This window comes from Rhizobium sp. 'Codium 1', from assembly GCF_020889605.1.
GTDB lineage: Bacteria > Pseudomonadota > Alphaproteobacteria > Rhizobiales > Rhizobiaceae > Allorhizobium > Allorhizobium algae.
In genome coordinates this window covers 592,880-619,822 of record NZ_JAJGPW010000002.1, presented here as the reverse complement: position 1 = coordinate 619,822, position 26,943 = coordinate 592,880, and the positions used below count along the sequence as shown (strand labels likewise).

Annotated in this window: 21 protein-coding genes; 12 read left to right on the top strand and 9 right to left on the bottom strand. The window is 62.0% G+C overall.

The window, feature by feature from the left end:
• The first annotated feature begins 218 nt into the window (after positions 1-218).
• A complete protein-coding gene (locus LJE98_RS08075; protein WP_229574644.1) occupies positions 219-1,706 on the top strand; it encodes a hypothetical protein in 1,488 nt (495 codons plus the stop codon).
• Positions 1,707-1,827: 121 nt separating this feature from the next.
• Here the strand turns inward: LJE98_RS08075 and lysS are convergent, their stop codons facing one another.
• The 5 genes from lysS to LJE98_RS08050 form a co-directional block, all read right to left on the bottom strand.
• Positions 1,828-3,324 (bottom strand): lysine--tRNA ligase, encoded by a 1,497-nt coding sequence (gene lysS, locus LJE98_RS08070; protein WP_229574643.1) that lies wholly within the window; start codon positions 3,322-3,324, stop codon positions 1,828-1,830.
• Positions 3,325-3,513: 189 nt separating this feature from the next.
• The gene (gene gltX, locus LJE98_RS08065; RefSeq protein WP_229574642.1) at positions 3,514-4,971 is read right to left on the bottom strand and encodes a glutamate--tRNA ligase; all 1,458 of its coding nucleotides are present in this window, start codon (positions 4,969-4,971) and stop codon (positions 3,514-3,516) included.
• A 453-nt stretch (positions 4,972-5,424) separates the two neighbouring features.
• Positions 5,425-7,194 carry an SLC13 family permease gene (locus LJE98_RS08060; protein WP_229574641.1) on the bottom strand — a complete coding sequence of 590 codons (1,770 nt, stop codon included), beginning with the start codon at positions 7,192-7,194 and terminating at the stop codon, positions 5,425-5,427.
• A gap of 148 nt (positions 7,195-7,342) precedes the next feature.
• Positions 7,343-8,101 carry a TerC family protein gene (locus LJE98_RS08055; RefSeq protein WP_229574640.1) on the bottom strand — a complete coding sequence of 253 codons (759 nt, stop codon included), beginning with the start codon at positions 8,099-8,101 and terminating at the stop codon, positions 7,343-7,345.
• Positions 8,102-8,213: 112 nt separating this feature from the next.
• The gene (locus LJE98_RS08050) at positions 8,214-8,882 is read right to left on the bottom strand and encodes a TetR/AcrR family transcriptional regulator (protein WP_229574639.1); all 669 of its coding nucleotides are present in this window, start codon (positions 8,880-8,882) and stop codon (positions 8,214-8,216) included.
• 173 nt (positions 8,883-9,055) lie between these two features.
• Between LJE98_RS08050 and LJE98_RS08045 the strand changes: the two genes are divergently transcribed.
• The 5 genes from LJE98_RS08045 (at position 9,056) to xylA (ending at position 16,004) form a co-directional block, all read left to right on the top strand.
• Positions 9,056-10,240, top strand: coding sequence for an HlyD family secretion protein (locus LJE98_RS08045; protein ID WP_420710108.1), 1,185 nt, complete (start codon positions 9,056-9,058; stop codon positions 10,238-10,240).
• Between the two features lie 33 nt (positions 10,241-10,273).
• Positions 10,274-11,857, top strand: coding sequence for a DHA2 family efflux MFS transporter permease subunit (locus tag LJE98_RS08040; protein WP_229574637.1), 1,584 nt, complete (start codon positions 10,274-10,276; stop codon positions 11,855-11,857).
• Between the two features lie 167 nt (positions 11,858-12,024).
• Positions 12,025-13,050 carry a LacI family DNA-binding transcriptional regulator gene (locus tag LJE98_RS08035; protein WP_229574636.1) on the top strand — a complete coding sequence of 342 codons (1,026 nt, stop codon included), beginning with the start codon at positions 12,025-12,027 and terminating at the stop codon, positions 13,048-13,050.
• Between the two features lie 23 nt (positions 13,051-13,073).
• Entirely contained in the window at positions 13,074-14,522 is a 1,449-nt protein-coding gene (xylB, locus tag LJE98_RS08030; RefSeq protein WP_229574635.1) for a xylulokinase, read from the top strand.
• A gap of 171 nt (positions 14,523-14,693) precedes the next feature.
• On the top strand, positions 14,694-16,004 hold the full coding sequence (xylA, locus tag LJE98_RS08025; protein ID WP_229574634.1) for a xylose isomerase: 1,311 nt from the start codon (positions 14,694-14,696) through the stop codon (positions 16,002-16,004).
• 75 nt (positions 16,005-16,079) lie between these two features.
• Here the strand turns inward: xylA and LJE98_RS08020 are convergent, their stop codons facing one another.
• The gene (locus LJE98_RS08020; protein WP_229574633.1) at positions 16,080-16,991 is read right to left on the bottom strand and encodes a LysR family transcriptional regulator; all 912 of its coding nucleotides are present in this window, start codon (positions 16,989-16,991) and stop codon (positions 16,080-16,082) included.
• Positions 16,992-17,104: 113 nt separating this feature from the next.
• On the opposite strand from LJE98_RS08020, the gene LJE98_RS08015 reads away from it, so the two are divergent.
• Positions 17,105-17,977 (top strand): aldo/keto reductase family oxidoreductase, encoded by an 873-nt coding sequence (locus tag LJE98_RS08015; RefSeq protein WP_229574632.1) that lies wholly within the window; start codon positions 17,105-17,107, stop codon positions 17,975-17,977.
• 51 nt (positions 17,978-18,028) lie between these two features.
• On the opposite strand, the gene greA is transcribed toward LJE98_RS08015, so the two are convergent.
• Together greA and LJE98_RS08005 are read right to left on the bottom strand one after the other, a co-directional pair.
• Complete coding sequence (greA, locus tag LJE98_RS08010; RefSeq protein WP_229574631.1) at positions 18,029-18,511, bottom strand: transcription elongation factor GreA; 483 nt, start codon at positions 18,509-18,511, stop codon at positions 18,029-18,031.
• Between the two features lie 131 nt (positions 18,512-18,642).
• Positions 18,643-19,662 (bottom strand): LacI family DNA-binding transcriptional regulator, encoded by a 1,020-nt coding sequence (locus tag LJE98_RS08005; protein ID WP_229574630.1) that lies wholly within the window; start codon positions 19,660-19,662, stop codon positions 18,643-18,645.
• Between the two features lie 178 nt (positions 19,663-19,840).
• Here LJE98_RS08005 and LJE98_RS08000 point away from each other — a divergent pair, with 178 nt between their 5' ends.
• From LJE98_RS08000 to LJE98_RS07985, 4 genes are all read left to right on the top strand, one after another.
• Positions 19,841-21,367: a sugar ABC transporter ATP-binding protein gene (locus LJE98_RS08000; protein WP_229574629.1), complete on the top strand. Its 1,527-nt coding sequence runs from the start codon at positions 19,841-19,843 to the stop codon at positions 21,365-21,367.
• Between the two features lie 96 nt (positions 21,368-21,463).
• Positions 21,464-22,474, top strand: a complete 1,011-nt coding sequence (locus LJE98_RS07995; protein ID WP_229574628.1) for an ABC transporter permease — start codon at positions 21,464-21,466, stop codon at positions 22,472-22,474.
• Between the two features lie 69 nt (positions 22,475-22,543).
• Positions 22,544-23,497, top strand: a complete 954-nt coding sequence (locus tag LJE98_RS07990; RefSeq protein ID WP_229574627.1) for a substrate-binding domain-containing protein — start codon at positions 22,544-22,546, stop codon at positions 23,495-23,497.
• Between the two features lie 141 nt (positions 23,498-23,638).
• On the top strand, positions 23,639-24,691 hold the full coding sequence (locus LJE98_RS07985; RefSeq protein WP_229574626.1) for a sugar phosphate isomerase/epimerase family protein: 1,053 nt from the start codon (positions 23,639-23,641) through the stop codon (positions 24,689-24,691).
• A 3-nt stretch (positions 24,692-24,694) separates the two neighbouring features.
• On the opposite strand, the gene LJE98_RS07980 is transcribed toward LJE98_RS07985, so the two are convergent.
• Entirely contained in the window at positions 24,695-25,330 is a 636-nt protein-coding gene (locus LJE98_RS07980; RefSeq protein WP_229574625.1) for a CatB-related O-acetyltransferase, read from the bottom strand.
• 184 nt (positions 25,331-25,514) lie between these two features.
• Between LJE98_RS07980 and LJE98_RS07975 the strand changes: the two genes are divergently transcribed.
• On the top strand, positions 25,515-26,687 hold the full coding sequence (locus LJE98_RS07975) for a Gfo/Idh/MocA family protein (protein ID WP_229574624.1): 1,173 nt from the start codon (positions 25,515-25,517) through the stop codon (positions 26,685-26,687).
• Positions 26,688-26,943 lie beyond the last annotated feature (256 nt).

The following is a 26,943-nucleotide window of genomic DNA, read 5'->3' as shown; positions in this document are numbered from 1 at the left end:
TTAAAATCTATAGCGCTTCTTGCTGATGTCAATGCTCTTGCAAATCATTTGCAAAAACTGCTGCCAAACTGGCTGTGCCGGAACTGGAAATGCCCGGTTAAAGGTTCCGCAAGGAGAGGGACGTATGGTGGCTCTCAGTATTGCGTAAACAGTCGGGGCGGTGTCATGGCGGAGTTCCAAGCGTGAAGGTGCCGAAGATCCACCTTTCACGAAAGCTCATGCTGGTTTTGGGCGGGGTTCTCGTGACCCTCGGTGGCACGGGTGCGGCTGCCGTCTATATCGGTGCGGACAAACTGCTCGGGCCGTCCTATGCGGAGCTCAACGGGCTCGAATGCACCGAGGTCACTTCGGTCGAGATTCACAAGAAGGACCGGTTCTGGGTTCGAACATTCGTCACCACCGATGAACCCGGCGATGGTCTGGCGCGCGTCAAGACGGCGCTGCGCGTGGCAAAGGCGGTGCAGGAAACGAAGAAAGCCGATCTGGTGCAGGTCGTCGTGCTGGACGCGAATGGTCCGAAGGATCGGTCCGGCATGCGCGGTCGCGCCGTCGGTGCAGATGTCGTCTATGTTCCAGACCCCGCCCACGTGCCTGAGGAAGTCTCTGCGCGGGTCTTCACCGCGCGCTACGTCGATGGTCTTGCCGCGCCGAACGGCCAGTTCTTCGGTGACCGGATCGACATGCTCGAAGCCGATATCGAAGGTCTCGTCGCCAAGCTGAACGACCAGGCTGATTGCATGAAGGCGGACGTGGCCGTGCCTGAAGGTGGCGGACATGGTGCGCCGGCGGCAGGCCATGGTGAGAAGGCGGCCGAAGGCGACGGTCACGGCGCCCCGGCCGACGGCCACGGCGAAGCGCCGGCCGAAGGACACGGCGATGCACCTGCCGGCGAGCATGGCGAGGATACGCCCGTTGCCGAACATGGCGCGGAGGAAAGCATGGGCTGGATGGCGTCGGTGATGGGCATGGTCGGCCTTGGCGGCAGTGACGCGCCGGCGGATGGTCACGGCGCTGTCGCCGATGGCCACGATGCGCCGGCCGAAGAACATGTCGAGCCTGCGGCCGTGGCGCATGGCGATGGTCGGACCGAGCCCGCGATGGATCACGCAGCTCCGGAAAAGGCTCATGGCAAGGAAGCGGTGGCCGTGGCCACGCATGCCGAGTCATCCGAGCATGGCGAGCTTGGCGAACAACAGGCAGCGCATGAGGCCGCAGAAGAACCGGTCGCGGGCGTCGAAGCCGCCGGCCATGATGCCGCCGTCGAGCATGGCGCCGCTGTCGAGAAGGCTGTGGGGCATGAACCCACAACCGAAGAGGCCCCTGCTTCTCAAGGGGGCTGGCTGGATTCGTTGAAGGGCATGGTCGGGTTGGGAGCTTCCGAGGAAGAGGCCGTTGCCGAGGATGTTGTTGCCAAGACCGAGGATCCACAAGGCGCAGATGCTGGCGCAAGCACCGACCATGGCGCCGCCTGGCTCGAGCAGATGCGGGCGCAACCGATTTCGCCCGATGCTGCGGGAGCGGCAGCTGCGCCGGCCAAGGCTGAGGAGCATGGTGGCGCAACCGATCATGTGCCTGTCGGCGAGCAGCACGTTGCGAAACCGGTCGCGCCAGTCGTTCAGCAGCATGCCGCGCCTGCCGAGGACGAAGCCATTCTGCCGCCCAAGGCTAACGCCAAGGGCGACGAGCACGCAAAGGCTGATCACTGATCATTGCGGCAGGACATGATCTGCCCGATGAGTGACAGCCAAGGGCAGTCCGGTTGTCATGAAACACAAAAGCCCCGGCCATGCGGACGGGGCTTTCGTATGCTCTGAATGGCGGTCTTGCTCAGTCGGCCTTGTTGCGTCGCGCCGGGAATAGAATGATGTCTCGGATCGAGGGCGCGTTGGTCAAAAGCATGATCAGGCGGTCGACGCCGATGCCGAGGCCACCGGCCGGCGGCATGCCCTGGTCGATCGCGTCGAGGAACTCTTCGTCGAGTTGCTTGTCTTTTTCGCCGCGCGAATGGGCTTGTTCGAGCTGCTCGACCATGCGCTTGCGCTGTTCTTCCGGGTCGTTGAGCTCGGAGAAGGCATTGCCGACTTCCCAGGCGTTGCAATAGGTCTCGAAACGCTCGACAAGGCGCGGCTCGCCGGGAACTTCCTTGGCAAAGGGCGAGATGTCCTTGGGGAAATGCGTGACGTGGCTCGGCTGGATCAGCGTGCCCTCGACCTTTTCCTCGAAGATGAAGGCGAGGCATTCGCCCCAGGTCCAGTCCTTCTCGACGGCAAAGCCGGCGGCCTTGGCGGCGGTGCGCGCTTCCTCGTCGGTCTTCATCGCGAGGAAGTCGATGCCGGTTGCTTGCTTGACGGCGTCCGGCATGGGAACGCGCTGGAACGGGCCCTTGAAGGAGATCTGCTTGTCACCGAAAGTGAGGTCGGTCGTTCCGTGGATCGCGATGGCGAGCGTCTCGAACATGCGCTCGACCAGGCCCATGATGTCCTCGTAGTCGGCATAGGCCCAATAGCATTCCATCATGGTGAATTCGGGATTGTGGCGGGTCGACACACCTTCGTTGCGGAAGTTGCGGTTGACCTCGAATACCTTGTCGGCAAGGCCGGAGACCAGCGTACGCTTCAGGAACAATTCCGGCGCGATGCGCAGGTACATGTCCATCTTCAGCGTGTTGTGGTGCGTCTTGAAGGGCTCGGCGGTCGCGCCGCCATAAACGGTCTGCAACATCGGCGTCTCGACTTCGAGGAAGCCTTCGGCCTCCATGAAGCGGCGAATGCCGGAGACGATCTTCGAGCGCTGCTGGAAGCGGAGCTTCGACTCCTCGTTGGTGAGGATATCGAGATGGCGCTTGCGGTAGCGCAGCTCGATGTCGGCGAGGCCGTGATACTTCTCCGGCATAGGCAGAAGTGTCTTGGTCAGCATGGTGATTTCATGGGCGTTGATCGTCAGTTCGCCACGCTTCGTGCGACGCACCTGGCCGGTGACGCCGATGATGTCACCGAGGTCGATCATCGGCAGCAGCGCGCGGGCGCCTTCAGGCGTCGTGTCCTTGTGGGAGAAGATCTGGATCTTGCCCGAGGCGTCGTGGATATCCATGAACATGCCGGAATTGCGCGAGGAATAGACGCGACCGGCAACCGTGATGATGTCGTCAGACGTTTCGTCGAGTTCCAGGCCCGCATATTTCTCGGCGAATTCCGCATTGGTCATCGTGCGATGGAAATGCGCCGGATAGACGTCGCCGACCTGCTCGCGCAGCAGTGCGAGTTTCTGGCGGCGGACTTCCGTCGGGTCGGAGGACAGGGCGGTTTCGGTGGTCTGTTCGGTCATTGTCTATCGCCTCGGATCGGCCTTGAGTATGTTTCATCCCCCTCTGTCACTTGGTGACATCTCCCCCACAAGGGAGGAGACTGGTCTCCGCCGGATCGGGCATGCCCGTTCTCCCCCAGTTGGGGGAGATGCCCGGCAGGGCAGAGGGGGTGGTTCCTGCGCCGCCCCATCAGGCGGCACTCATTCAAATCAGTTCTGTGCACCCACCATCGCGGTCAGCACCTGGATTGCAACCTTCAGGCGCTGGCGCACGACCGAGCGGCCGAGCAGTGCCATCGAGTCGAACAGCGGCAGCGAACGCTGGCTGCCCGAGACGGCGACGAAGAGAGGCGGGGTCACGACGCGGAGCTTCTTGCCCATGCGCTCAGAGACTGCGCGCAGCTCTTCCTCGATGGTCGTCACATTCCATTCGAGGATCTTTTCAAGATCCGCCTGGACAGTGGTGACGATTTCCAGCGTTTCGGCCGGGCTGGTCTTCAGGCCACCGAAAGAGGCCGGTGTCAGGCCGACATCATTTGCCAAAAGGAAGCCGGCGAGTGGCGGGACTTCGCCGAGCTTGGTCACACGGCTCTGGGCAAGCTTCAGGCCTTCGACCAAGCGATCGTTTTCCATCGACCAGTCAAGCACACGGGCAACGAAGTCTTCCGGGGTCAGCTTTTCACGCAGCCAGCGGCCGTTCAGCCAGTCGAGCTTCTGGATGTCGAAGATCGCACCGGCCTTGGACAGGTTGTCGGGGTCGAATTTCTCGATCAGCTCTTCCATCGACAGAAGCTCTTCACCCTCGGCAATCTGGATGAAGAACAGGCCGAGAAAGTTCATCAGCGCTTCCGGCAGGTAGCCGAGGGCCGAATAGTAGGAGATGGATGTCGGGTTCTTGCGCTTGGACAGTTTCGACTTGTCGTGATTGCGCATCAGCGACAGGTGCATGAAGACCGGCGGCTCAAGACCGAGATGCTTGTAGATCAGGATGTGCTTCGGAACCGAGGCCAGCCACTCTTCGCCGCGGGCGACGTGGGTGATCTTCATCATATGGTCGTCGACGACATTCGCCATGTGATAGGTCGGCATGCCGTCGCCCTTGAGCAGCACCTGCATGTCGACGCTCTCCCACGGGATCGAGACGTCGCCATAGACGCCGTCGTGGAAATCGCAGGAGCCTTCTGTCGGAACCTTCAGGCGCACGACATGCGGCTCGCCGGCTTCAACGCGAGCGGTCACTTCCTCGGCCTTGAGATGCAGGCAGAGGCCGTCATAGCCCGGGGGCTTGCCGGCGGCGCGCTGGGCTTCGCGCATGGATTCCAGCCGCTCGGGCGTGCAGAAACAGCGGAAGGCGCCGCCATTGTCGAGCATCTTGTCGACGTAGGGACGATAGAGGTCCTTGCGCTCGGACTGGCGGTAGGGGCCGTAGGGGCCGCCGACATCGGGACCTTCCGACCAGGTGAGGCCGGTCCATTTCAGCGCATCCAGCACCTTCTGCTCGAATTCGGCCGTGGAGCGGGTCGCGTCGGTATCCTCGATGCGCAGAATGAACTCGCCGTCGAATTTCTTCGCGAAGAGGTAGTTGAACAGCGCGATATAGGCGGTGCCGACATGGGGCTCACCGGTCGGGGAGGGTGCGATGCGGACGCGGACGCCGGAATTGGTCATGAACTCAGCTCGTGGTGCGTGCGGGGATCAGACGCACAAGCGCCGGATCGACAAGGTTGTGAGACTGCCTGTGATGGCTGCGCGGACAGGAAGAGGCGCCAGATGTGCCGTCTGTTCCACCGGCTGGCCTTAGGCCATATTCATGGCCTTGCGTCAAGAAAAACCACGGAAACCAGCCAACCGGGGCTACGTGAGAAAAAAAACGAAAAATTTCTTCGGCGACGGAACCCGATGGCAGATGCGGCGTTATTTGCTGCAGAGCGCCGGCTGGGTCTGGCGAATGCGAGGATCAGATAAGGTCGGTGCCCCCGCCACTTTTTCCCTCGCTGAAGCAGGCACGCGAGCCCCTTAATCGCGAAGCTGGCGCTCTCCCCTAAGTCCCCGCCCCAAAGGAAAACCCGTGTCCGCCGACGCGGGTTTTTCTTTGCGCCTTCATGGGCGCTGTCAGGCGTCCTATTGAACGGGCCAGACCATGAGAAGGGCTGGAACGGACACAATCAGGATCAGGATCGAGAGCGGGAAACCCAGGCGCGGATAGTCCGAGAACTTGTAGCCGCCGGGGCCCATGACCAGCGTGTTGCACTGGTGGCCGATGGGAGTGAGAAAGTCGCAACCGGCGCCGATCGCGACCGCCATCAGGAAAGCCTCCGGTTTGTAGCCGAGTCCCGTCGCGAAGCTTGCGGCGATGGGCGCCATGACCAGCACTGTCGCCGCGTTGTTGAGGAATGGCGTTACGGCCATGGCCGTCAGCAGGATGATCGCAACCGCGCCCCAGACGGGCAGGCCGCCCGCGACCATGTTCAGCCAGCCGGCGATCACGTCGCTGCCGCCTGAAGTCCGCAATGTGTCGGCGACGGGGATAAGGGCTGCGAGCATCACGAGGATCGGCCCATCGACCGCCCGATAGACTTCATTCACCGGCAGGACCCCGAACGCGACCATGGCAAGGGCGGCGGCGAAAAAGGCGATCGCGACAGGTGCCAGTCCAAGTGCTGTGGACCCCATGGCAATCACCAGGATGGCAAGGGGGATGACGACGTTGCGGCTTGTGCCGAGCAGGATTTCGCGTTCTGCCAGCGGCAGGCAGCCCAGCTCGGTCAGGATTGCCGGCATCTGCTGGCGCAGTCCCTGCAGCAATACCACGTCGCCGGAGCGCAGCGTGAGCTGGCCGAGGCGTTCGCGGATGCGCTTTCCCTGGCGGCTGACCGCAAGCAGGTTCACGTTGTAGGAATGAACCAGCGAAAGCTCGCTGATCGTCTGGCCGATCAGGGGCGATCCACGCCCGATCACGGCCTCGACGGAGGAGATGTCGCCGCGCTTCTTGGTGTCGCCATCGGTGTTACCCGTGAGGCTGAGATTGCCCTGCGAAACGATCCGGTCGAGTGCTTCGGACGGGCCTTCCAGCAGAAGCGTGTCCTCCGCGTGCAGGAGAACGTCCGGGAAGGGAGAGAGGCGGGTGTTGCCGCGCAGGATGGCGGTTGCCGTGACTTCGCCGTCCGACGTCTGCAAGAGCTGATGAAGCGTCTTTCCGACGACTGACGACTGGCGGGTGATCATGGCTTCCGTCGAGAAGTTGGAACTCTCCAGCGCCTCCTGCAACGACGGGTTCTGGTTCTCGCGGTGCGGCACCAGCCAGTAGAAGAATATCAGAAAGACGATGCCGGCTGCGGCCAGCACTGCGCCGACAGGTGTGAAGTCGAACATCGTGAAAGGCTGGCCGGTCAGTTCTTCACGCAGGCGCGACACCGCGATGTTCGGCGATGTGCCGATCTGGGTCATCAAGCCGCCGAGCAGGGCTGCGAAGGCCATCGGCATGAGAAAGGTCGAGGCTGGCACATTCGAGCGTCGCGCGAATTGGAACGCGACCGGCATCATGATCGCGAGCGCGCCGATGTTCTTGATGAAGGCGGATAGAACAGCCACCGTCACGAGAAGCAGCAGCATCTGGCCATGCAGGCCGGTGAGTGCTGGAAAAAAACGCTTGATTGCGAGATCGACGACGCCGGAGCGGGCTACACCCGCACTGACCACGAGTGCGCTGCCGACAATGATGACGAGGTCATCGGAAAAGCCGGAAAAGGCCTCGCTTGGCGAAATCAGGCCGACGGCGACTGCCGCCACCAGTGCGCAGCAGGCAACCACATCGTAGCGGATCTTTTCCCACAGGAATGCCGCCATCATGATGGCGATGATGCCGAAGGCGAGGGTCTGCTCGTATGTCATCGGGTTCCGGCGTGATGCTGGCGTTGTGGGAGAAGGCGTAAGTTCTTGCGAGAAGTCTGGCAAGGGCCGATCGATCCCGCAACCGCCGTTCCACACGGAAAAGGCCTGTCGATCGACAGGCCTTTCCAAGTTCAAACGTCAGCCGTGGTCAGTGGGTGGTGGCCTTGAGCCTGCGGTCCCGCTCACGCTTGCGGCGTGCAAACATGTTGAGCACCTCCACGAGCGCAGAGAAGGCCATGGCGGCGTAGACGTAACCCTTCGGTACATGGAAGCCCATGCCTTCGGCGATCAGCGTGGTGCCGATCATCATCAGGAATGCCAGTGCCAACATGACGATAGTCGGGTTCTTCTCGATGAAATTCGCCAGCGGGGTCGCCGCGACAAGCATGACCGTCACGGCCGCGACCACGGCGACCACCATGATCGGCACATGCGGTGTCATGCCCACGGCCGTGATGATGCTGTCGATCGAAAAGACGAGGTCCAGAAGCAGGATCTGCCCGATGGCGCTGACGAACGTGGTCGATGCGGTGGAGGCGATGAAGTCCTCTTCCTTGTCGACCGGATCGACGGCATGGTGAATTTCCTTCGTGGCCTTCCAGACCAGGAAGAGACCACCGGCGATCAGGATCATGTCCTTCCAGGAGAAGCCCTGGCCGAACAGCTCGAAGACAGGCGTGGTCAACTGCACGATCCAGGCAACCGTACCCAGAAGTGCGAGGCGCATGACAAGGGCAAGGCCGATGCCGATCCGTCTTGCCTTTTCGCGCATTTCCTGCGGCAGCTTATTGGTCAGGATCGAGATGAAGATCAGGTTGTCGATGCCGAGCACGATCTCCATGACGACAAGCGTCACGAGGGCGACCCAGGCAGCGGGATCCTGAAGGAGGGCGATAATATCCTGCATAGATGTCTTCCGTGCTGATCAAACGGACTAGGGAGCCCAGGACATGAGACATATCCGGGGGAATGGCAAGCAGCGAATTAAGTCTCCGGTCGGAACAAAGTTCCGTCTCTAATCAGCTTTGGGCTTTGTCGGTTTTCGGACCGTAGAAGTTCATGAACATCCGCAGGCCGGACTCCACGACGCGTTCGATCTCCTTGTCGTCGGGGCGCACGGGGATGTCGTTGAACAGCCGCTTCTTGAAATAGCCGGCCGTCGACATGTCGATGAACTGACGCGCGGCAAGGTCCGTGTCTTCGACCGAGAGTTCACCTTTCTCGTTTGCTGCCGCGATATAGTCCTGCAACAGCACCTTGATATTGGTGGGGGAAGACGCGAAGAAGCGCTGACACAGCGTCGGCATGCGATCGAGTACACCCATCAGAATTCGCATCGTCGGGATCATTTCGGTGTCGAGAATGAAATGCGCGTGGGCGAGCGCATACCGCCGCAGGCCTTCCTCAACATTCGCGCTTTCCTCCAGGATTTGCCGGATGGCCGCATCGAAGGCGCTCTTCTCACGCTCAACAAGCGCGCCGAACAGATCTTCCTTGCTCTGGAAATAAACGTAGATGGTTCCCTTGGAGACACCAGCCTCGCGGGTGACGTCGTTCATGCTCGCGGCGTCATAGCCGAGCTTCATGAAGACGCGCTTGGCTCCGTCCAGGATCTGTCCCCGCTTGACGGGATCCGCGCCCGCAGCAAAGCGGCCAACTCCGGCAACGGAGTGGCAAGGGGAAGTCATGGCAGTTTCCTCGGATTGTTTCGACATATCCTGACCAAAGAAAAATTAACGTAATCGAGCAACCGCTGCGCAGAAGCTCGCCTGTGCCTCTTGATATGGGGGAAGAAACACTCTAAGTCAATCGAACCGAACGGTTCAGTTCGAATAATTTCAACCAATCCCCGGTCCGTGCCATGTCAACGATGCAAAGATCCACCGCCCTTCGTTCCAACTCCACTCCAGTCGATCGGAATGAGGCTGCGCCGGCGGCAGAGACGGATTTCGGGGTGTCCCATCAGGCCCCTGAAGCGACGGCCTCGGCGCCCCGCCGCAGTCCGGTTCTGCCTGTTATTCTCGCCGCACTGCTCGCCGCCGGCGCCTGGTATGGCTACGGATGGTGGACGGACGGCCGGTTCATGGTGTCGACCGAAGACGCCTATATCGAAGGTGACATTGCAATCATCTCGCCCAAGGTTTCCGGCTATGTTGCCAAGGTGAATGTCGCCAGCAACCAGGTCGTTCATGCGGGTGATCCGCTGGTCACGCTGGATGGTGGCGATTATCAGATCGCCTATGATCAGGCCGTCGCCAGCAAGCAGAGTTCTTCCCTCGCGGTCAGCCGTATCGATGCCCAGATCGCCGGCGGCCAGGCGAGTGTTGCAGAAGCGAAGGCGCAACTCGGGGCACTCGAAGCCTCCGTGCGTGGCGCCGAGATCACCGAAAAACGTGCCGGCGAACTTGCCTCGAAGAGTGTCGGGACGACCGCGGATCTCGATAATGCAAGAGTTGCGCTCGAGCAGGCTCGCGCCAATCTCGTCGCCGGTCAGGCGGCTGTGGATTCCGCCGAGGCCAATCTTTCGATCCTGAAGGCGCAGCGCGACGAGGCGATCAATGCCGTGCGCGTGCAGGATCAGGTGGTGGCCAAGGCCAGACGCGACCTGGATTTCACCGTTCTCAAGGCGCCTTATGACGGCGTTGTGGGCAATCTGTCCGTCCAGGCGGGCGATCTCGTTTCCGCCGGCAAGCGGCTTGCAGCCCTGGTGCCGACCAGCGAGCTTTACATCGAGGCGAACTTCAAGGAGACGCAGATCGCCGATCTCGTCCCGGGTTCCAAGGTCTCGATCCATGTCGATGCTTACGGTGACCAGCCGCTCGAAGGCACCGTGACCTCTATCGCCCCCGCTTCCGGTGCCATCTTCTCGATGCTGCCGGCTGAAAATGCGACGGGTAATTTCACCAAGGTGGTCCAGCGTGTGCCCGTCCGGATAGCTCTTCCCGAGGACGCGCTTGCCGGCGGCCATCTGCGTGCCGGCCTCAGTGTCATCGTCGACGTCGACACCCGCACGGCCCCTGACGGCCAGGCGCTTGCCGCGAAGTAAACCACCGGCAGTCGTTATCGAAAGGGCCTCGTCATGGCCGCAATTAGCACTCAGGACGCCGCTTCCCTGGCGCTCGACGAGGAGCGCATGGACCCCAGGCGCGTCCTCGCATTCCTGGCAATGGTCTTCGGCATGTTCATGTCGATCCTCGACATCCAGATCGTCTCCGCATCACTCGCCGAGATCCAGGCCGGCCTCGGCGCCGGCTCGGAGGAAGTCGCTTGGGTTCAGACATCCTATCTGATTGCCGAGGTGATCATGATTCCGTTGTCGGGCGTGCTCGCACGCATCGTATCGACGCGGGTGCTGTTCACCTTCTGCGCGGCCGGTTTCACGCTTGCCAGCGCTCTCTGCGCGACCGCCACCAATATCGAGCAGATGATCGTCTACCGCGCGATCCAGGGCTTCATCGGTGGTGGCATGATCCCCTCCGTGTTTGCGGCGGCTTTCACCATCTTTCCGCCTTCGAAGCGCAACATCGTCTCGCCGATGGTCGGACTTGTCGCCACACTCGCGCCGACAATCGGTCCGACGATCGGAGGCTATATCAGCCACGCCATGTCCTGGCACTGGCTGTTCCTGATCAATGTCGTGCCGGGTGTGATCGTCGCGGCCGCCGCCTGGAGCCTGATCGATTTCGACAAGCCGGACCTCAAGCTCCTGAAGAAGTTCGACTGGTGGGGGCTGGTCTCGATGGCGGTCTTCCTGGGCTCGATGGAATTCGTGCTGGAAGAGGGCAACAACAAGGACTGGTTCAACGACCATCATATCGTCATGGGCACCCTTGCCATGGTGATCGGTGGCTTCATCTTCTTCCGCCGTGTCTTCAGGGTGGAGTTGCCGGTCGTCGACCTGCGCGCCTTCTCCAATGCCAACTTCGCCTTCGGTTCGCTGTTCTCCTTTGTCATGGGGGTCGGGCTTTACGGGCTGACCTATCTCTATCCGCTCTATCTCGGGCGCATTCGCGGGTATGACAGCCTGATGATCGGCGAGACCATGTTCGTCTCGGGTGCGGCCATGTTCCTTACGGCACCGGTTGCCGGGATTCTGTCGGGCAAGCTCGATCCGCGTGTGATGATGATGATCGGCTTTGGCGGCTTTGCGCTCGGCACCTACATGATGACCGGAATTACCGCGGACTGGGACTTCTACGAACTGCTCGTGCCGCAGATCCTGCGCGGCTGCTCGCTGATGCTGTGCATGGTGCCGATCAACAATCTGGCGCTTGGCACGCTGCCGCCTGATCGCATCAAGAATGCCTCGGGCCTCTTCAACCTGACCCGCAACCTCGGCGGGGCCGTGGGTCTTGCCATCATCAACACAATGCTGACGCAGCGGACCGACGATCATTATGCCCGCCTCTCCGAACAGCTGAACTGGGGCAATCAGGCAGCGCTGGACTGGCTTGCCAGCGTTGGCGCAAACTACGACAGCTATGGGCTCGATGGAACGGCCGTGGCGATCAAGAAGCTTTCCGGCGTTGTCACGCAGCAGGCCTGGCTCCTGTCTTTCATGGATGTGTTTCTTGGGCTGACGGTCCTCTTCGCCTGCCTGGTCTTCCTGGCGCTACTGCTGAAGAAGCCGACGGCGGCGGCGCCGGCCGGCGCCGGCCACTGACGGCACAGTGCCCGCGTAGGCTTGCGGGTCCAGTCTTCTTGCCGATCTCCAGGTCACGGCCGCCCATACTGTGGGCGGCCTTTTTTTTGATCCAGAAGAGGTACGTACATCATAATTCTGATTTACGTACCTCAGGCGCTGGTGTAGGACAGGCGCCGGAGGAGAGAATGAAGCCGACCGTCCATGACATCGCGAGCCGCGCGGGCGTGAGCCTTGCCACCGTTGACCGGGTATTGAACCGGCGGCCGGGGGTCAGTGCGCGGACCCGCGAAAAGGTGGACCTCGCCGTCAGCGAGCTCGGTTTCGTGCGCGATGTGGCCGCAGCCAATCTCGCCAAGGGTCGAACCTATCCGCTGACCTTCCTCATTCCTTCCAACGACAACTCCTTCATGCGAGGCTTGAGGCTCGCACTCGACGAGGCAGGGGAGCGGGCAGGCGTTGAGCGCATTGCGATCCGCCTTGTCGACGTGCCGGCCTTCGATGCCGCGGCGCTGGCGACAGCACTCAGGGACGCTGCAGCAGAGCAGCCGGCGGGCATCGCCTTCGTCGCCGTCGATGCGCCGGACGTGGCTGCAGCTGCCGCTAAGGTGGTCTCTGCCGGCATTCCGCTGGTGACGCTGGTTTCGGATCTCTCAGGCGCAGAACGCGATCATTATGCCGGCATCGACAATGCCGCTGCCGGACGCACGGCCGCGAGCCTGCTCGGGCGTTTCGTTGGTGGTCGCCAGGGTAGGGTCGCCGTCCTCGCGGGTTCCATGCTGGTGCGCGATCACCGCGAGCGCTGCGAGGCTTTCGCCTCTGTGATCACTTCGGATTTCGCAGGCCTTGACCTGCTGCCCGTGTCGGAAGGCCGCGACGATCCTGACGTGGTCGAGCGGCTGGTCTCCGCGCTCTTTGTGGGCCACTCCGACATCGTCGCACTCTATAGCCTTGGTGCCGGCAATCGCGGACTGGTGCGTGCGCTGGAACGTGTGCCGCGGGAAAACCGACCGGTCGTCATCGCGCATGAGCTGACCGAGACGACGCGCGGCGCGCTGCAATCGGGCCTGTTCGATGCGGTCCTCAATCAAGACGCCGGCCACGAGGTGCGCAGCGCCATCCGCGTCCTGAAGGCCAAGGCCGACGGGCTGCCTGTCGTGGCCGCCCAGGAGCGCATTCGTATCGACATATTCCTGAAGGACAATCTGCCCTGAAGGCAGAGCATTGGAGGACACCCATGTATCTCGGATTGGATCTCGGCACATCCAGCGTCAAGGCAATGCTGATCGATGGCGATCAGAAGGTTGTCGGCGTCGGCCATGCGGCCTTGACCGTGCAGCGGCCGCATCCCGGCTGGTCGGAACAGGCGCCGGGCGACTGGCTGCGGGCGACCGAAGAGGCCGTTGCTGCGCTCAAGGCCTCGCATCCGAAGGAACTCGCTGCCGTCAGGGGCATCGGTCTTTCCGGCCACATGCATGGCGCGACGCTTGTCGACGCCAAGGACCGGGTGCTGCGACCCTGCATTCTCTGGAACGATACACGCAGCCATGCGGAGGCGGCGGTACTGGACGCCGATCCGCGCTTCCGGGCACTGACGGGCAATATCGTCTTTCCCGGTTTCACGGCGCCGAAGCTTGCCTGGGTGAAAAACAACGAGCCGGAGACCTTCGAGAAGGTCGCCAAAGTCTTGCTGCCGAAGGATTTCCTGCGGCTCTGGCTGACGGGGGAATATATCTCCGACATGTCGGACTCGGCCGGTACCAGCTGGCTCGACACGGGCAAGCGGGCCTGGTCGGCGGAGCTGCTCGAAGCCACGGGGCTGAGCGTCGAACAGATGCCGGGTCTTGTCGAGGGGACCGATCGGGCCGGCACGCTGCGTGCGGAGCTTGCGACGAAATGGGGTCTCGGCGCAAACGTCGTCGTCGCCGGTGGAGCAGGGGACAATGCCGCTTCCGCCTGCGGCATGGGCACTGTTGCCGAAGGCCAGGCCTTCGTGTCGCTCGGCACGTCAGGCGTTCTCTTCGCGGCAAATGCGTCCTATCTCCCGAAGCCGGAAAGTGCCGTGCATGCTTTCTGCCACGCGCTGCCGAAAACCTGGCACCAGATGGGCGTCATCCTGTCGGCAACCGATGCACTCAACTGGCATTCGACCGTGACCGGCAAATCGGCCGGCGAACTGACCGGCGAACTCGGCGATGCGCTTCATGCCCCGACGGGTGTCACCTTCCTTCCTTACCTCTCTGGCGAGCGGACACCCCATAACGATGCGAAGATCCGTGGCGCCTTCATCGGGCTTGGCCATGAAAGCGACCGGGCGGTGCTGACCCAGGCGGTGCTGGAAGGCGTAACCTTCGCCATTCGCGACAGCCTGGAAGCGCTGAAATCCGCCGGCACGAAGATCGACCGTGTTACCGCCATCGGCGGCGGGTCTCGCTCGCGCTACTGGCTGTCGTCGATCGCCACAGCTCTCGATATGCCGGTCGATATCCCGGCCGACGGCGATTTCGGGGCTGCCTTCGGCGCCGCACGCCTTGGGCTGATCGCAGCGACCGGGGCCGATCCGCTGTCGGTTTGCAGGGCGCCGGATACGGCCGAGACGGTCGAGCCGGTCGAGGCGCTTACCTCGGCCTATGAGGCGGCATACGGCCGCTATCGGGCGCTCTATCCGGCGATCCGGGGACTTTGAAGATTTGCCACTGACCCTGGCTCTCTCCCCGCAAGCGAGAAGAGAGGCCGGAAACGGCGGCGGCGCATTCCTTCTCCCCGTGAACTGGGAGAAGAGGCCGGCAGGCGGGTGAGGGGCAGCGTCGCGAGGCGCGTGAACACCAACACAAACACACACCAAGGAGGACTACCCATGAGCACAGGTTTCTTCGGCAATATCCAGAAGATCAGATATGAAGGCGAAGGCAGCAGCAATCCGCTGGCCTTCCGTCACTACAATCCCGACGAAGTGGTCATGGGCAAGCGGATGGAAGACCATCTGCGTTTTGCCATCGCCTACTGGCATACCTTTGTCTGGCCGGGCACCGATCCGTTCGGCGGCAATACCTTCGAGCGTCCGTGGTTCAAGGATACGATGGATGCAGCGAAGATGAAGGCTGATGTCGCCTTCGAATTCTTCCAGTTGCTCGGCACGCCCTACTACTGCTTCCACGACGCGGATGTTCGCCCTGAAGGCGACAGCTTTGCCGAGAACACCAAGAACCTGAACGAGATCGTCGACTACTTCGCGAAGAAGCAGGAAGAGACCGGCGTCAAGCTGCTCTGGGGCACGGCGAACATGTTCTCACATCGCCGCTACATGTCGGGTGCCGCGACCAATCCGGATCCAGACGTCTTCGCCTTTGCCGCGGCAACCGTGAAGACCTGCATGGACGCGACGCTGAAGCTCGGCGGCGAGAATTACGTTTTGTGGGGCGGCCGCGAAGGCTACGAGACCCTGCTCAACACCGATCTCGGACGCGAGCTCGACCAGATGGGCCGCTTCCTGAACCTCGTGGTCGAATACAAGCACAAGATCGGCTTCAAGGGCGCGATCCTGATCGAGCCGAAGCCGCAGGAACCGTCGAAGCACCAGTATGACTACGACGTAGCGACGGTCTACGGCTTCCTGAAGCGCTACGGCCTTGAAAACGAAGTGAAGGTCAATATCGAGCAGGGCCATGCGATCCTCGCCGGCCACTCGTTCGAGCACGAGCTGGCGCTCGCCAATGCGCTCGGCATCTTCGGTTCGATCGACATGAACCGCAACGATTACCAGTCCGGCTGGGATACCGACCAGTTCCCGAACAATGTGCCGGAAATGGCGCTGGCCTATTATCAGGTCCTGCAAGCCGGCGGCTTCACGACAGGCGGCACCAATTTCGATGCCAAGCTGCGCCGCCAGTCGCTCGACGCCGAAGACCTGTTGATCGCTCACATCGGCGGCATGGATTGCTGCGCCCGCGGCCTGAAGGCCGCCGCCAAGATGGTGGAAGACAAGGCGCTGTCGGCGCCGCTCGGCAACCGTTACGCCGGTTGGGACAAGGCCGAGAACCAGAAGATGCTGCGTGGCGAGGAAAGCCTCGATGCAATCGCTGCCCGCGTCGAAGCCCAGAACGTCAATCCGAAGCCGGTCTCCGGCAAGCAGGAACTCTTGGAAAACGTCATCAACCGCTACGTTTGATCGGTATTGCTGACGTGACGACCAGGGCCGGGGCGCGAAAGCGTCCCGGCCTTTCCCGTTGCTGGGTCTGGCGCATCATCCAGGGCGGTTGGTCTTGATGTAGTCGACAAAGGCGCGCAGAGGTGCCGGCATCAGCCGGCGTTCCGGGTAGTAGAGGAAGGGGCCGGAAAAGCTCAGCCACCAGGGTTCCAGCACCGGCAGCAATTCGCCGCTGGCGAAATGCGGTCTCAGCCAGTCTTCGAACAGCGCAAAGATGCCTGCACCGGAGATCGCGGCTCTGATGCCCAACTCGGTCGCATCCCCGGCTCGCACGAGCAGTTGGCCATTGGGCTCGACTACAAGTGTCTCGCCATCCTTCTCGAATTCCCAGGCCATGGCCAGACGCCCGGCAAACCGGCTGCGGATGCAGTTATGCGCCAGCAGATCGCGGGGATGCTGCGGATGACCGTGCGTGTTCAGGTAGGCAGGAGAGGCGCCAAGGCCGTAGCGCTGCAGGCGCGGGCCGATCGGCACGGCGATCATGTCCTGCGCCAGTCGCTCATCATAGCGGATGCCGGCATCGTAACCGGCAGCGATGACATCGATCAGGCTCTCGTCGGTGTCGATTTCCAGCCGGATGTCGGGATAGGCGGCGAGGAAGCCGGGGACGATCGCCGGCAGCGCCAGTCTTGCAGCACTTGCCGGCACGTTGAGCCGCAGCGTGCCGGCGGCACGGCCATCGAAGCTCCTGACATGTTCGAGCGCTGCACCGATTTCCCCGAAGGCGGGTCCGATGCGTTCCATCAGTCCGCGCCCGGCATCGGTCGGCACGACGGCGCGTGTCGTGCGGTTAAGCAGGCGGATGCCGAGCTTTGCCTCCAGACGGCGCACCGCATCGCTCAGGGCAGAGGCGCTGGTATTGCCCAGCCGCGAGGCCTCGCGAAATCCGCCGGCGCGGGCAACTGCGAGAAAGGCGCTGACATCGCTCATCTCGGGTGTATCGGCCATTGCTGCTCCTGATAATTGTGCTGTTTTCCGGACGGCCTGTCCGGATTGCCTCCGATTATCCTGAAAGTGTCGGCGCAGTACATAGCTGTTCACCACACAAAGGAAAAATCGACATGGCCAATCTGACAAAAGCCGGCAGCTTCACGCTGGGCAACCTCACCGTCAAACGTCTCGGTTACGGCGCCATGCAACTGGCTGGACCGGGTGTCTTCGGGCCGCCCAAGGACCGCGCGGAGGCCGTGGCGGTCTTGCGCGAAGCGGTGGAAAGCGGCGTCGATCACATCGATACCAGCGACTTCTACGGCCCGCACATCACCAACCAGATCATTCGCGAGGCGCTGCACCCGTATGCGGGCAACCTGGTCATCGTCACGAAGATCGGTGCCTTGCGCGGCGACGATGGCTCGTGGAACCCGGCCTTTTCGAAGGAGGCTCTGACCCGCGCCGTGCACGACAATCTGAAGAACCTCGGGCTCGACGCGCTCGATGTCGTTAACCTGCGGGCGATGTTCGATGTGCATCGCCCGGCGGAAGGTGATCTCGAAGAACCTCTGACCGTGCTTGCCGAATTGCAGCAGCAGGGGCTGGTCAGGCATATCGGCCTTTCCAACGTCACGTCCAAGCAGGTGGCGGATAGCCGTAAGATCACCGAGATCGTCTGCGTGCAGAACATGTACAACCTGGCGCACCGGGCCGACGACGCGCTGATCGACCAGTTGGCGGGCGAGGGGACAGCCTATGTTCCATTCTTTCCGCTCGGCGGTTTCTCGCCGCTGCAGTCGTCAACCCTGTCCGACGTGGCCGCACGGCTGAACCTGACACCAATGCAGGTGGCACTCGCCTGGCTCTTGAAGCGGTCGCCAAACATCCTGCTCATTCCAGGTACCTCGTCGCGGGCGCATCTCCGGCAGAATCTCGCCGTCGCCGACATCGATCTGCCTGTGGATGTTATGGCGGAACTGGACGGAGTTGGCGCGGCGGAGTGAGGGCGTCCCGGCGAAACGGCGGCGGAGAAGGCGTCGCTGGACGACCGGCCTTCAAGCGATGGCCGTAATCTCCAGTTCCTGATCGCCCACCGTCACCACATCGCCTACGGCCTTGCCCATCAGCCGGGCCGCGACGGGTGAAACGAAAGAGATGGAGCCGGTCTTGGGGTCAGCCTCGTCCTCGCCGACGATGCGATAGGTCTGGACGCGGCCGTCATCGCGCTCAAACGTGACCGTGCTGCCGAAGGCGACGACGGCATTGTTTTCCGGTGCCGGTATCACCTGTGCGGTCCGCAACCGTTCGGTCAGGTAGCGCAGATCACGATAGGGTACAGCCGATTGGCGGCGACGCTCGTTGACGTCGTCTACAGCCTGGGCCGCGAGATAGGCGGCCCGGGCTTCCTCGGCTTCAGACTCCAGACGCTTCAGCCCCTCTGCCGTCACCAGGTTCGGATGTTGCGAGATTGGCCGGTCCGGCAGATGGAGTTCTGCTGCGGTCTCCGAACTCTCTTCCTTGGTGAAGGCAACGCTCACGATGATCTCCGATGGCAAATGGCAAGGTGGCGCCGCGTGGCGCGCAAAAATACTGGTGTATCATAGGATGATCCAGGTCTAACGGCCAAGGACGGCTTTGGGTCCATCCCGGTTGGCGGGCAAATGCCGCCTTATCGCCGAGCAGGTCCCGTCACCGATCCCCGCACGATCAGATCCGGCATCAGCAGGATTTCCTGGCGTTCCGTCTGGCGGTCGGAAAGGGACTTGATGAGCAGCGACATGGCCTGCCGTCCAATCGCGGTGCGCGGCTGGCGGATGGTGGTGAGTGCCGGGTTGACATAGGTCGCCTGGGGCACGTCGTCGAAGCCGATGACGGAGAAGTCGTGCGGCAGGTCGTAGCCGCGGGCGGTAAGGCCGCTCAACACGCCAACGGCTGTGGCGTCGTTGACGCACATGAAGGCCGTCGGCAGCGTGTCGCGCATGAAGAGCTGTTCGACCGCCAGCCGTCCGCTTTCGATCGTCCCGTCACCCTCGAGCACGTAGCGTTGCTGCGGCGGAATCCGGGCGGCGTCGAGCGCCTTGTCGAAGCCCTGGCGACGGCGCTGGTGGCCAAGTCTCGTCTTGCTGTCGCCGATGAAGGCAATGGAGCGGTGACCGGCCGACAGCAGATGTTCGGCCGCCTTGCGGGCGCCGGCGAGATCGTCAACGCCGACATAGGAAATCTTGGAGCCGAAGACGGGTTCAAAAACGGCGACCGACGGCGGCAGGCGCTGGCCGACAACCTGATGGCCGAAGGGTTCGTGACCGGTGAAAAGGACGAGTCCGGTCGCCTGACCGGAGCTCAGGAACTTCAGATATTCCAAGCCGCGCTCGGGATCGTTCTGGGTGTGGCCGATCAGGACGCCGTAACCGTGAGCACGCGCTTCGTTTTCCATGCCGATCAAGGTCGAGGAAAAGTTCGGGTCGCCGATATCGGGTGCCAGAATCAGGATCATGTTCGACCGGCCCATGCGCAGCGAGCGCGCCATGGCATTGGTCGTATAGCCGGTGATGGCAATCGCCTGATTGACGCGCTGGCGTGTGGTTTTCGCCACCTTGTCAGGCGTGTGGATCGCACGGCTCACCGTCGCGATCGATACTTCCGCGATGCGGGCCACGTCCTCGATCGTCGCTGGTGCTTGTTCCGGCACGCGCCCTCATCCCCTATCCGTCTGGAATCGTTGGAGACCTTACATTCACTGCTGCGACTGCGAAAGCCGATACGGAACAAATTGTCCCTGTGATTGAATGATGTAAACCTTTACATCCGGCATGTAAAGGTTTACACAAAAGGGCATAAGCGGTTGAGGAGCCGCCTGGGAGGATTGCATGAATTTGACTGGAGGCGAAGTGCGGACACCCGTGCTCGTGGCGGAGCGTATCTCCAAATCTTTTGGCGACGTGCAGGTGCTGTTCAGCGTCGATTTCGACGTGATGCCGGGCGAGGTTCATGCGCTCATGGGCGAAAACGGCGCGGGCAAGTCGACGCTGGTGAAGATACTGTCAGGCTTCGAGCAGGCGACGGCTGGACGTATCCTGCTCGATGGTGAGCCCGTAACGCTGCCGGCCAATGGGGCCGCCGAAGCGCTGGGCATCGTCCTCATCCATCAGGAATTCAATCTTGCCGACCATCTGACCGTCACCGAAAGCCTGTTTCTCGGCCGCGAAGTCACACGCTTCGGCCTGCTGGATCGCAAGGTGATGCGGGCAGAGGCGCGGCGCGTGCTGGACCAGTTGGGCTCCGCAATCGACGAGAATGCGCTGATCAGCTCGCTTGCCGTGGCCGACAAGCAGATGGTCGAGATCGCCAAGGCGATCAGCCGCAAGGCGCGGATCGTCTTCATGGACGAGCCGACCGCGGTTCTGTCGCGCGACGAGACCGAAGTGTTGTTCGACCAGGTGCGCAAGTTGCGTGCCCGGGGCACCAGCTTCGTCTTCGTCTCCCACAAGCTTGACGAGGTGATGGAACTGACCGACCGCGTCACCGTCCTCCGCGATGGCCAGTGGGTGAAGACGGCGCCGACATCTGCACTCGACGGTGAGGCGATCGCTCAGCTGATGGTGGGTCGCGAGTTGTCGAGCCTCTATCCCAACAAGCACGAGCCTGACGTCGATGAAGAGATCGTCCTGTCGGTCAAGGATCTCACGACCGGTTTCGTCAGGAATGCGAGCTTCGATCTGAAGCGTGGCGAAGTGCTCGGCTTTTCCGGCCTGATCGGCTCGGGGCGCACGGAACTGATGGAGGCGGTCGCGGGTCTGCGTCCCCGCCTTTCCGGCGAGGTACGGCTCAAGGGTGCTGTCCTTGATGCGGGCGATTTTCGCGAAGCGAACCGGCGGGGCCTCGCCTACATGACCAAGGATCGCAAGGGCAAGGGCTTGCTGCTCGGCGAGAGCATGACGGCCAATCTGACGCTGCAGTCGATGGACAATCATGTGCGCCACGGCTATCTCGACCCAGGCAGCGAGGCCAAGGCCATGGCGCGGGCCAAGCGCCGCTTCGATATTCGCGTGCGCGACGAGAAGGTCCGGGTCGGGCGCATGTCGGGCGGCAATCAGCAAAAGCTGCTGCTCGCCAAGATCATGGAAGTCGAACCGGACATCATCATCATCGACGAGCCGACACGCGGGATCGATGTCGGCACCAAGCAGCAGATCTATCATTTTGTCGCAGCCCTGGCCCGTGAGGGGCGGTCGATCATCGTCATTTCCTCGGAAATGCCCGAGGTGATCGGGCTCTGCACGCGGGTGGCGGTCATGCGCGAAGGCCGGATGGTTGGCCTGCTTGAGGGTGAGGACATCAACGAACAGACAATCATGCGGTATGCCGCCGGCCTCAAGCGGCAGATGGCAAGCTGACGAGACTGACATGCCCGGCGAAATCCGGCTTTGAAACGGACACAGGGACGGCGCTGCCATCGACGACGAGGGCGCGCGGGAGGAGACGGGAAGACAATGACTGCCGAAACTGAAACGACCACACCTGGCCGTGGCGGCCGGACCTGGCGCGACGTGGACCTGCGCGCCGTGGCCCCTTTTGCAGCGCTGCTGATCCTGCTGATCGTCGGTGCCCTGGTGAACCCCAACTTCATCGGGCTCAACAACCTCGCCAATGTCGCGACGCGCTCTGCCTTCATCGCGATCATTGCCGTGGGCGCGACCTTTGTCATCTCGTCCGGAGACCTCGACCTTTCTGTCGGGTCGATGGTGGCCTTCGTCGCCAGTCTGATGATCCTGTTCATGAATTCCGGCGCGATTGCCGATCCCGGCCTGATGATCGCGGCTGCCATGGTGCTTGCCGTCGTCATCGGCTCGCTCTGCGGCCTCGCCAATGGCCTGATCACCACGGTCGGCAAGATCGAGCCCTTCATTGCCACACTCGGCACGATGGGTATTTATCGCGGCCTCACGACCTGGCTCTCCCAGGGCGGGGCGATCACGCTGCGCGATCCGGCCCAGCAGGAAATCTACCGTCCGGTCTATTTCGGCTCTATCCTCGGGTTGCCAGTCCCGATCGTCATCATTCTCGTCGTCACCGCGATTGCCGCCCTCGTGCTCTATCGCACACGCTATGGACGCCACGTCGTCGCCGTGGGCTCAAACAGAGACGTCGCCCGCTACTCCGGTATCGCCGTCGATCGAGTGCGCACCATCGCCTTCGTCATCCAGGGGCTTTGCGTCGCCATTGCGGTGCTGCTCTACGTGCCGCGTCTCGGTTCGACGTCTGCCACCACAGGTATCCTCTGGGAACTGCAGGCGATCACAGCGGTCGTCGTCGGTGGCACGGCGCTGAAAGGCGGGGCGGGCCGCGTCTGGGGCACGATCTGCGGTGCCTTCATCCTGGAACTCGTCGGCAACATCATGCTGCTGTCGAACTTCATCTCCGAATATCTGATCGGCGCCATCCAGGGCACGATCATCATCATCGCGATGCTCGTCCAGCGGTCGCTGGCGCGCAAGGCGTAAGGAAACGACCGGGCAGGAGGGTCGCCCGGTTCGTTCGCACTCGACCCTCGTCACTTTGGGAGGAAACCAATGCATAAGAAACTTATGGGCATGGCCGTTGCCATGACCGCGCTCGTGTCGATCTTCGGCGCCGCGCAGGCCCAGGACGCCAAGACGATCGGCGTCTCGATCCCGGCTGCAACACATGGCTGGACATCGGGTGTCATCTATCACGCCGAGCGTATCGCCAAGCAGCTTATGGAGCGTCATCCGGGCCTCAACGTCGTCGTGAAGACGTCCGCTGACCCGTCCAGCCAGGCAAATGCCGTGCAGGATCTGGCGACACAGGGCATCGACGCCCTCGTCATTCTGCCGACGGATCCGGATCCGCTGGTCAACGCGATCCGCCAGATCAAGGATAGCGGCAAGTTCGTCGCTCTCGTCGACCGTGCGCCCTCCGTCAACGACAACACCGTCCGCGACCTCTATGTCGCCGGCAACAACCCTGCTCTCGGTGAAGTCGCCGGCAAATACATCGCCGAGACCACGCCGGATGCGGAAGTCGTCGTCATCCGCGGCATGCCGATCCCGATCGACCAGCAGCGCCAGGACGGTTTCGACAAGGGCATCGAAGGATCCAACGTAAAGATCCTCGATCGCCAGTTCGGCAACTGGAACCGTGACGACGCCTTCAAGGTGATGCAGGACTACCTGACCAAATATCCGAAGATCGACGTGGTCTGGTGCCAGGATGACGACATGGCTGTTGGCGTGCTGCAGGCGATCGAACAGGCCGGCCGTACCGACATCCAGTACATCATCGGCGGTGCCGGTTCGAAGGACATGATCAAGAAGGTCATGGATGGCGACAAGATGGTCCCGGTCAATGTTCTCTATCCGCCGTCAATGGTCGGCACGGCCATGGAGCTGACTGCCGCCGCTCTCTACGACAGCGTTCCGGTTCACGGCACCTATACGCTGGACGCGACGCTGATCACGCCTGAGAACGCGGAAGCTTACTACTTCCCGGATTCTCCGTTCTGATCCGGAAAGTCGAACCCCATCAGTCTGCCCGGATTTTTCCCGGGCAGACTTCTGCTGCAGCCATCATTGCGGTTGTGTCGAAATTCCATCTCCTGTAATCGTTCACGGAAACGTTGCAGGAATACTCAGGGAGGAGAATTCATGAAGACGATCAAGGGACCGGCGATCTTTCTCGGCCAGTTTGCGGGTGATGCCGCACCGTTCAACACCTGGGATGGAATTACCAAATGGGCGGCGGAGAAGGGCTATGTCGGCGTTCAGGTTCCGACCTGGGCCGGGCAGCTCATGGACCTGAAAAAGGCTGCCGAATCCAAGGATTATTGCGATGAGCTCGCCGGCGTCGCCCGCCAGAATGGCGTTGAGATCACCGAACTGTCTACCCACCTTCAGGGCCAGCTGGTCGCCGTGCATCCAGCCTATGACGAAGCCTTTGACGGCTTTGCCGCACCGGAAGTGCGCGGCAATCCGAAGGCTCGACAGGAATGGGCCGTGCAGCAGGTCAAGTACGCGCTGAAGGCCTCTCGCAATCTCGGCATCAAGGCGCATGCGACCTTCTCGGGCGCGCTCGCCTGGCCCTACATCTATCCCTGGCCGCAGCGTCCCGCCGGTCTCGTCGAGACCGCTTTCGATGAACTCGCGCGCCGCTGGCTGCCGATCCTCGATTATGCCGAAGAGCAGGGCGTCGACGTTTGTTACGAGATCCATCCGGGTGAAGACCTGCATGACGGCGTGACCTTCGAGATGTTCCTGGAGCGGGTGAAGAACCACTCCCGCGCCAACATGCTCTATGACCCGTCGCACTATGTGCTGCAGTGCCTCGACTACCTCGACAACATCGACATCTACAAGGACCGGATCAAGATGTTCCACGTCAAGGACGCGGAGTTCAATCCGACCGGTCGGCAGGGTGTCTATGGCGGCTACCAGGGTTGGGTGGAGCGCGCAGGACGGTTCCGTTCGCTCGGTGACGGCCAGGTCGATTTCGGCGCAATCTTCTCGAAGATGGCGGCGAATGATTTCGACGGCTGGGCTGTTGTCGAATGGGAATGCGCGCTGAAGCATCCGGAAGACGGCGCACGCGAAGGGGCAGATTTCGTCCGGGCGCATATCATCCGCGTGACTGAAAAGGCGTTCGACGACTTCGCTTCCGGCGGGACCAACGATGCGGCCAACCGCCGGATGCTGGGTCTCTGATCCCTAAACCTGCCTGAGGGCGGCGATGTCGCCGCTCTCGAGGTGGGGCAAGGCCCGTTCGATCTTGTCGACGGGCCAATCCCACCAGGCAAGTGCCAGCAGATCGGCGATCTTCTCGTCTGTGAAGCGCTGGCGCAGCACGGTTGCAGGATTGCCGCCGACGATGGTGTAGGCCGGCACATCACGGGTTACCACGGCGCGGGCAGCGATGATGGCGCCGGATCCAATCGTGACCCCCGGCATGATCGTTGCGCCATGGCCGATCCAGACGTCGTGGCCGACGATTGTGTCTTGAAAAGGCAGGTCCTGGTAGCCTTTGATGGTGTCAGGGCTGAAGACGCGGAAGGGATAGGTCGTTACGCCCGACATGGCATGGTTGGCAGAACTGGTGATGAGGATCGCCTCACGGGCAATCTGCACGAAGCGGCCGATCACTAGCCGTTCCTGGCTAAAGGGGTAGAGATAAGGCGCGAGGATCGCTGCCGTCTCTTCCACTGTACGGGAATGGGTGAAGTAGCTGAAGTCGCCGATCTCCATGCGGGGATGATCGATGACGGAGGCAAGCTGAACGGTCTCGCGATAGGGCGTGCCGCAGGCGAGCGTGATGGGAAAGGGTTGTCTCGGATCGAGAAAAGGCATGGCTGAGATCCTTGCAAAAAGCATGCATCTGATGTTGCGGCATTCGCCGACACCGGTTTTTCTGCTTTGCCTCTAAAGAGGCGGATCTCAGTTGTTCACTGTCAGGGCATCCTTCTTCTCGGATGCCAGTCTAACGGATCTGGAGCGTGAACTCCAGACGCAGCTTAAAGAAGGAGGACGCTTCATGGCGATCGAAGCAAGCAAATCGGGCGAACGGACACCGAAGATCCGGCTGGGTATGGTCGGTGGTGGCGCTGGCGCATTCATTGGTGCCGTCCATCGCATGGCGGCCCGGCTCGACGATCACTATGACCTTGTTGCCGGTGCTTTGTCCTCGACACCGGACAAGTCCGTTGCGTCGGGCCGCGAACTCGGGCTTTCCCCGGAGCGCTGCTACGGCTCCTATGAGGAGATGGCCGAGAAGGAATCGGCGCGTCCTGATGGCATCGAGGCCGTGTCGATCGTTACGCCGAACCATGTGCATTTTCCGGCGGCCAAGGCTTTTCTCGAGCGCGGCATCCACGTCATCTGCGACAAGCCGCTGACCTCCAACCTGGACGATGCCAAGGCGCTGAAGGCCGTTGCCGACAAGGCGAAGGCGCTGTTCATCCTCACCCATAACTACACCGGCTATCCGATGGTGCGTCATGCGCGCGAACTCGTGCGCTCCGGCGAGCTTGGGGATCTCCGGCTGGTGCAGATGGAATATCCACAGGACTGGCTGGCAGAGCCGATCGAGCAGACCGGTCAGAAACAGGCCGCCTGGCGCACGGATCCGAAGCAGTCGGGTGCCGGTGGTTCGACCGGCGATATCGGCACACATGCCTATAATCTCGGCTCGTTCATCTCCGGCCTTGAGCTCGATGAACTGGCGGCCGACGTGCACACCTTCGTCGAGGGCCGTCGCCTGGATGACAATGCTCATGTGATGTTGCGCTTCAAGGGCGGCGCCAAGGGTCTGCTGTGGTGCAGCCAGGTTGCGACCGGCAATGAGAATGGGCTGAAGGTCCGCATCTACGGCACCAAGGCCGGCATCGAATGGACCCAGGCCGATCCGAACTATCTCTGGTTCACCCGGCTCGGAGAGCCGAAGCAGCTGATCACCCGCGGCGGGGCAGGGGCCAATGCGGCAGCAGCGCGTGTGACACGCATCCCGTCCGGTCATCCGGAAGGCTATCTCGAAGCCTTCGCGACGATCTACACGGAAGCCGCCGCGGCAATCAACGCAGCGAAGGCGGGGGCTGCGGTCGATCCGGCGGTTGTCTATCCGACCGTTGATGATGGCGTGAAGGGTGTCGCCTTCGTCGAGGCCTGCATCGCATCGTCAAAGCAGAATGGCGGCTGGGTGAAGCTCTGAGCTTTGCCTTCTCGGCAAGGGGGAGCGTCAGGCGACGTGGCGCTCCCCCTTCGCGCCATCGGGAAGAAATTGGTCCGAAGCGCCAGATGAGGGGGAGTGAAGCGCAGGGCTGACCTATCCGGCAAAGGCTTTGTCACCCCACGGCATGGATCGGCCCCACCCCGCCACTGAAGGGAAGGGTGGCCGAACTGCAACGTTGCAGATTTTTGTTTCCGATGTCTTCACCGCGTCGCCCCTTTGCTCTAAACCGCTCATC

Bases quoted from the DNA above. Each gene is read 5' to 3' on its own strand.
- LJE98_RS07980 (WP_229574625.1), bottom strand. From the start codon at position 25,330: ATGCCTTTTCTCGATCCGAGACAACCCTTTCCCATCACGCTCGCCTGC.
- LJE98_RS08050 (WP_229574639.1), bottom strand. From the start codon at position 8,882: ATGACTTCCCCTTGCCACTCCGTTGCCGGAGTTGGCCGCTTTGCTGCG.
- LJE98_RS08035 (WP_229574636.1), top strand. From the start codon at position 12,025: ATGAAGCCGACCGTCCATGACATCGCGAGCCGCGCGGGCGTGAGCCTT.
- xylB (WP_229574635.1), top strand. From the start codon at position 13,074: ATGTATCTCGGATTGGATCTCGGCACATCCAGCGTCAAGGCAATGCTG.
- LJE98_RS08075 (WP_229574644.1), top strand. From the start codon at position 219: ATGCTGGTTTTGGGCGGGGTTCTCGTGACCCTCGGTGGCACGGGTGCG.
- LJE98_RS08055 (WP_229574640.1), bottom strand. From the start codon at position 8,101: ATGCAGGATATTATCGCCCTCCTTCAGGATCCCGCTGCCTGGGTCGCC.
- LJE98_RS07975 (WP_229574624.1), top strand. From the start codon at position 25,515: ATGGCGATCGAAGCAAGCAAATCGGGCGAACGGACACCGAAGATCCGG.
- LJE98_RS07990 (WP_229574627.1), top strand. From the start codon at position 22,544: ATGCATAAGAAACTTATGGGCATGGCCGTTGCCATGACCGCGCTCGTG.
- LJE98_RS07985 (WP_229574626.1), top strand. From the start codon at position 23,639: ATGAAGACGATCAAGGGACCGGCGATCTTTCTCGGCCAGTTTGCGGGT.
- xylA (WP_229574634.1), top strand. From the start codon at position 14,694: ATGAGCACAGGTTTCTTCGGCAATATCCAGAAGATCAGATATGAAGGC.
- LJE98_RS08060 (WP_229574641.1), bottom strand. From the start codon at position 7,194: ATGACATACGAGCAGACCCTCGCCTTCGGCATCATCGCCATCATGATG.
- LJE98_RS08020 (WP_229574633.1), bottom strand. From the start codon at position 16,991: ATGGCCGATACACCCGAGATGAGCGATGTCAGCGCCTTTCTCGCAGTT.
- LJE98_RS08045 (WP_420710108.1), top strand. From the start codon at position 9,056: ATGTCAACGATGCAAAGATCCACCGCCCTTCGTTCCAACTCCACTCCA.
- lysS (WP_229574643.1), bottom strand. From the start codon at position 3,324: ATGACCGAACAGACCACCGAAACCGCCCTGTCCTCCGACCCGACGGAA.
- LJE98_RS08040 (WP_229574637.1), top strand. From the start codon at position 10,274: ATGGCCGCAATTAGCACTCAGGACGCCGCTTCCCTGGCGCTCGACGAG.
- LJE98_RS07995 (WP_229574628.1), top strand. From the start codon at position 21,464: ATGACTGCCGAAACTGAAACGACCACACCTGGCCGTGGCGGCCGGACC.
- LJE98_RS08015 (WP_229574632.1), top strand. From the start codon at position 17,105: ATGGCCAATCTGACAAAAGCCGGCAGCTTCACGCTGGGCAACCTCACC.
- gltX (WP_229574642.1), bottom strand. From the start codon at position 4,971: ATGACCAATTCCGGCGTCCGCGTCCGCATCGCACCCTCCCCGACCGGT.
- LJE98_RS08000 (WP_229574629.1), top strand. From the start codon at position 19,841: ATGAATTTGACTGGAGGCGAAGTGCGGACACCCGTGCTCGTGGCGGAG.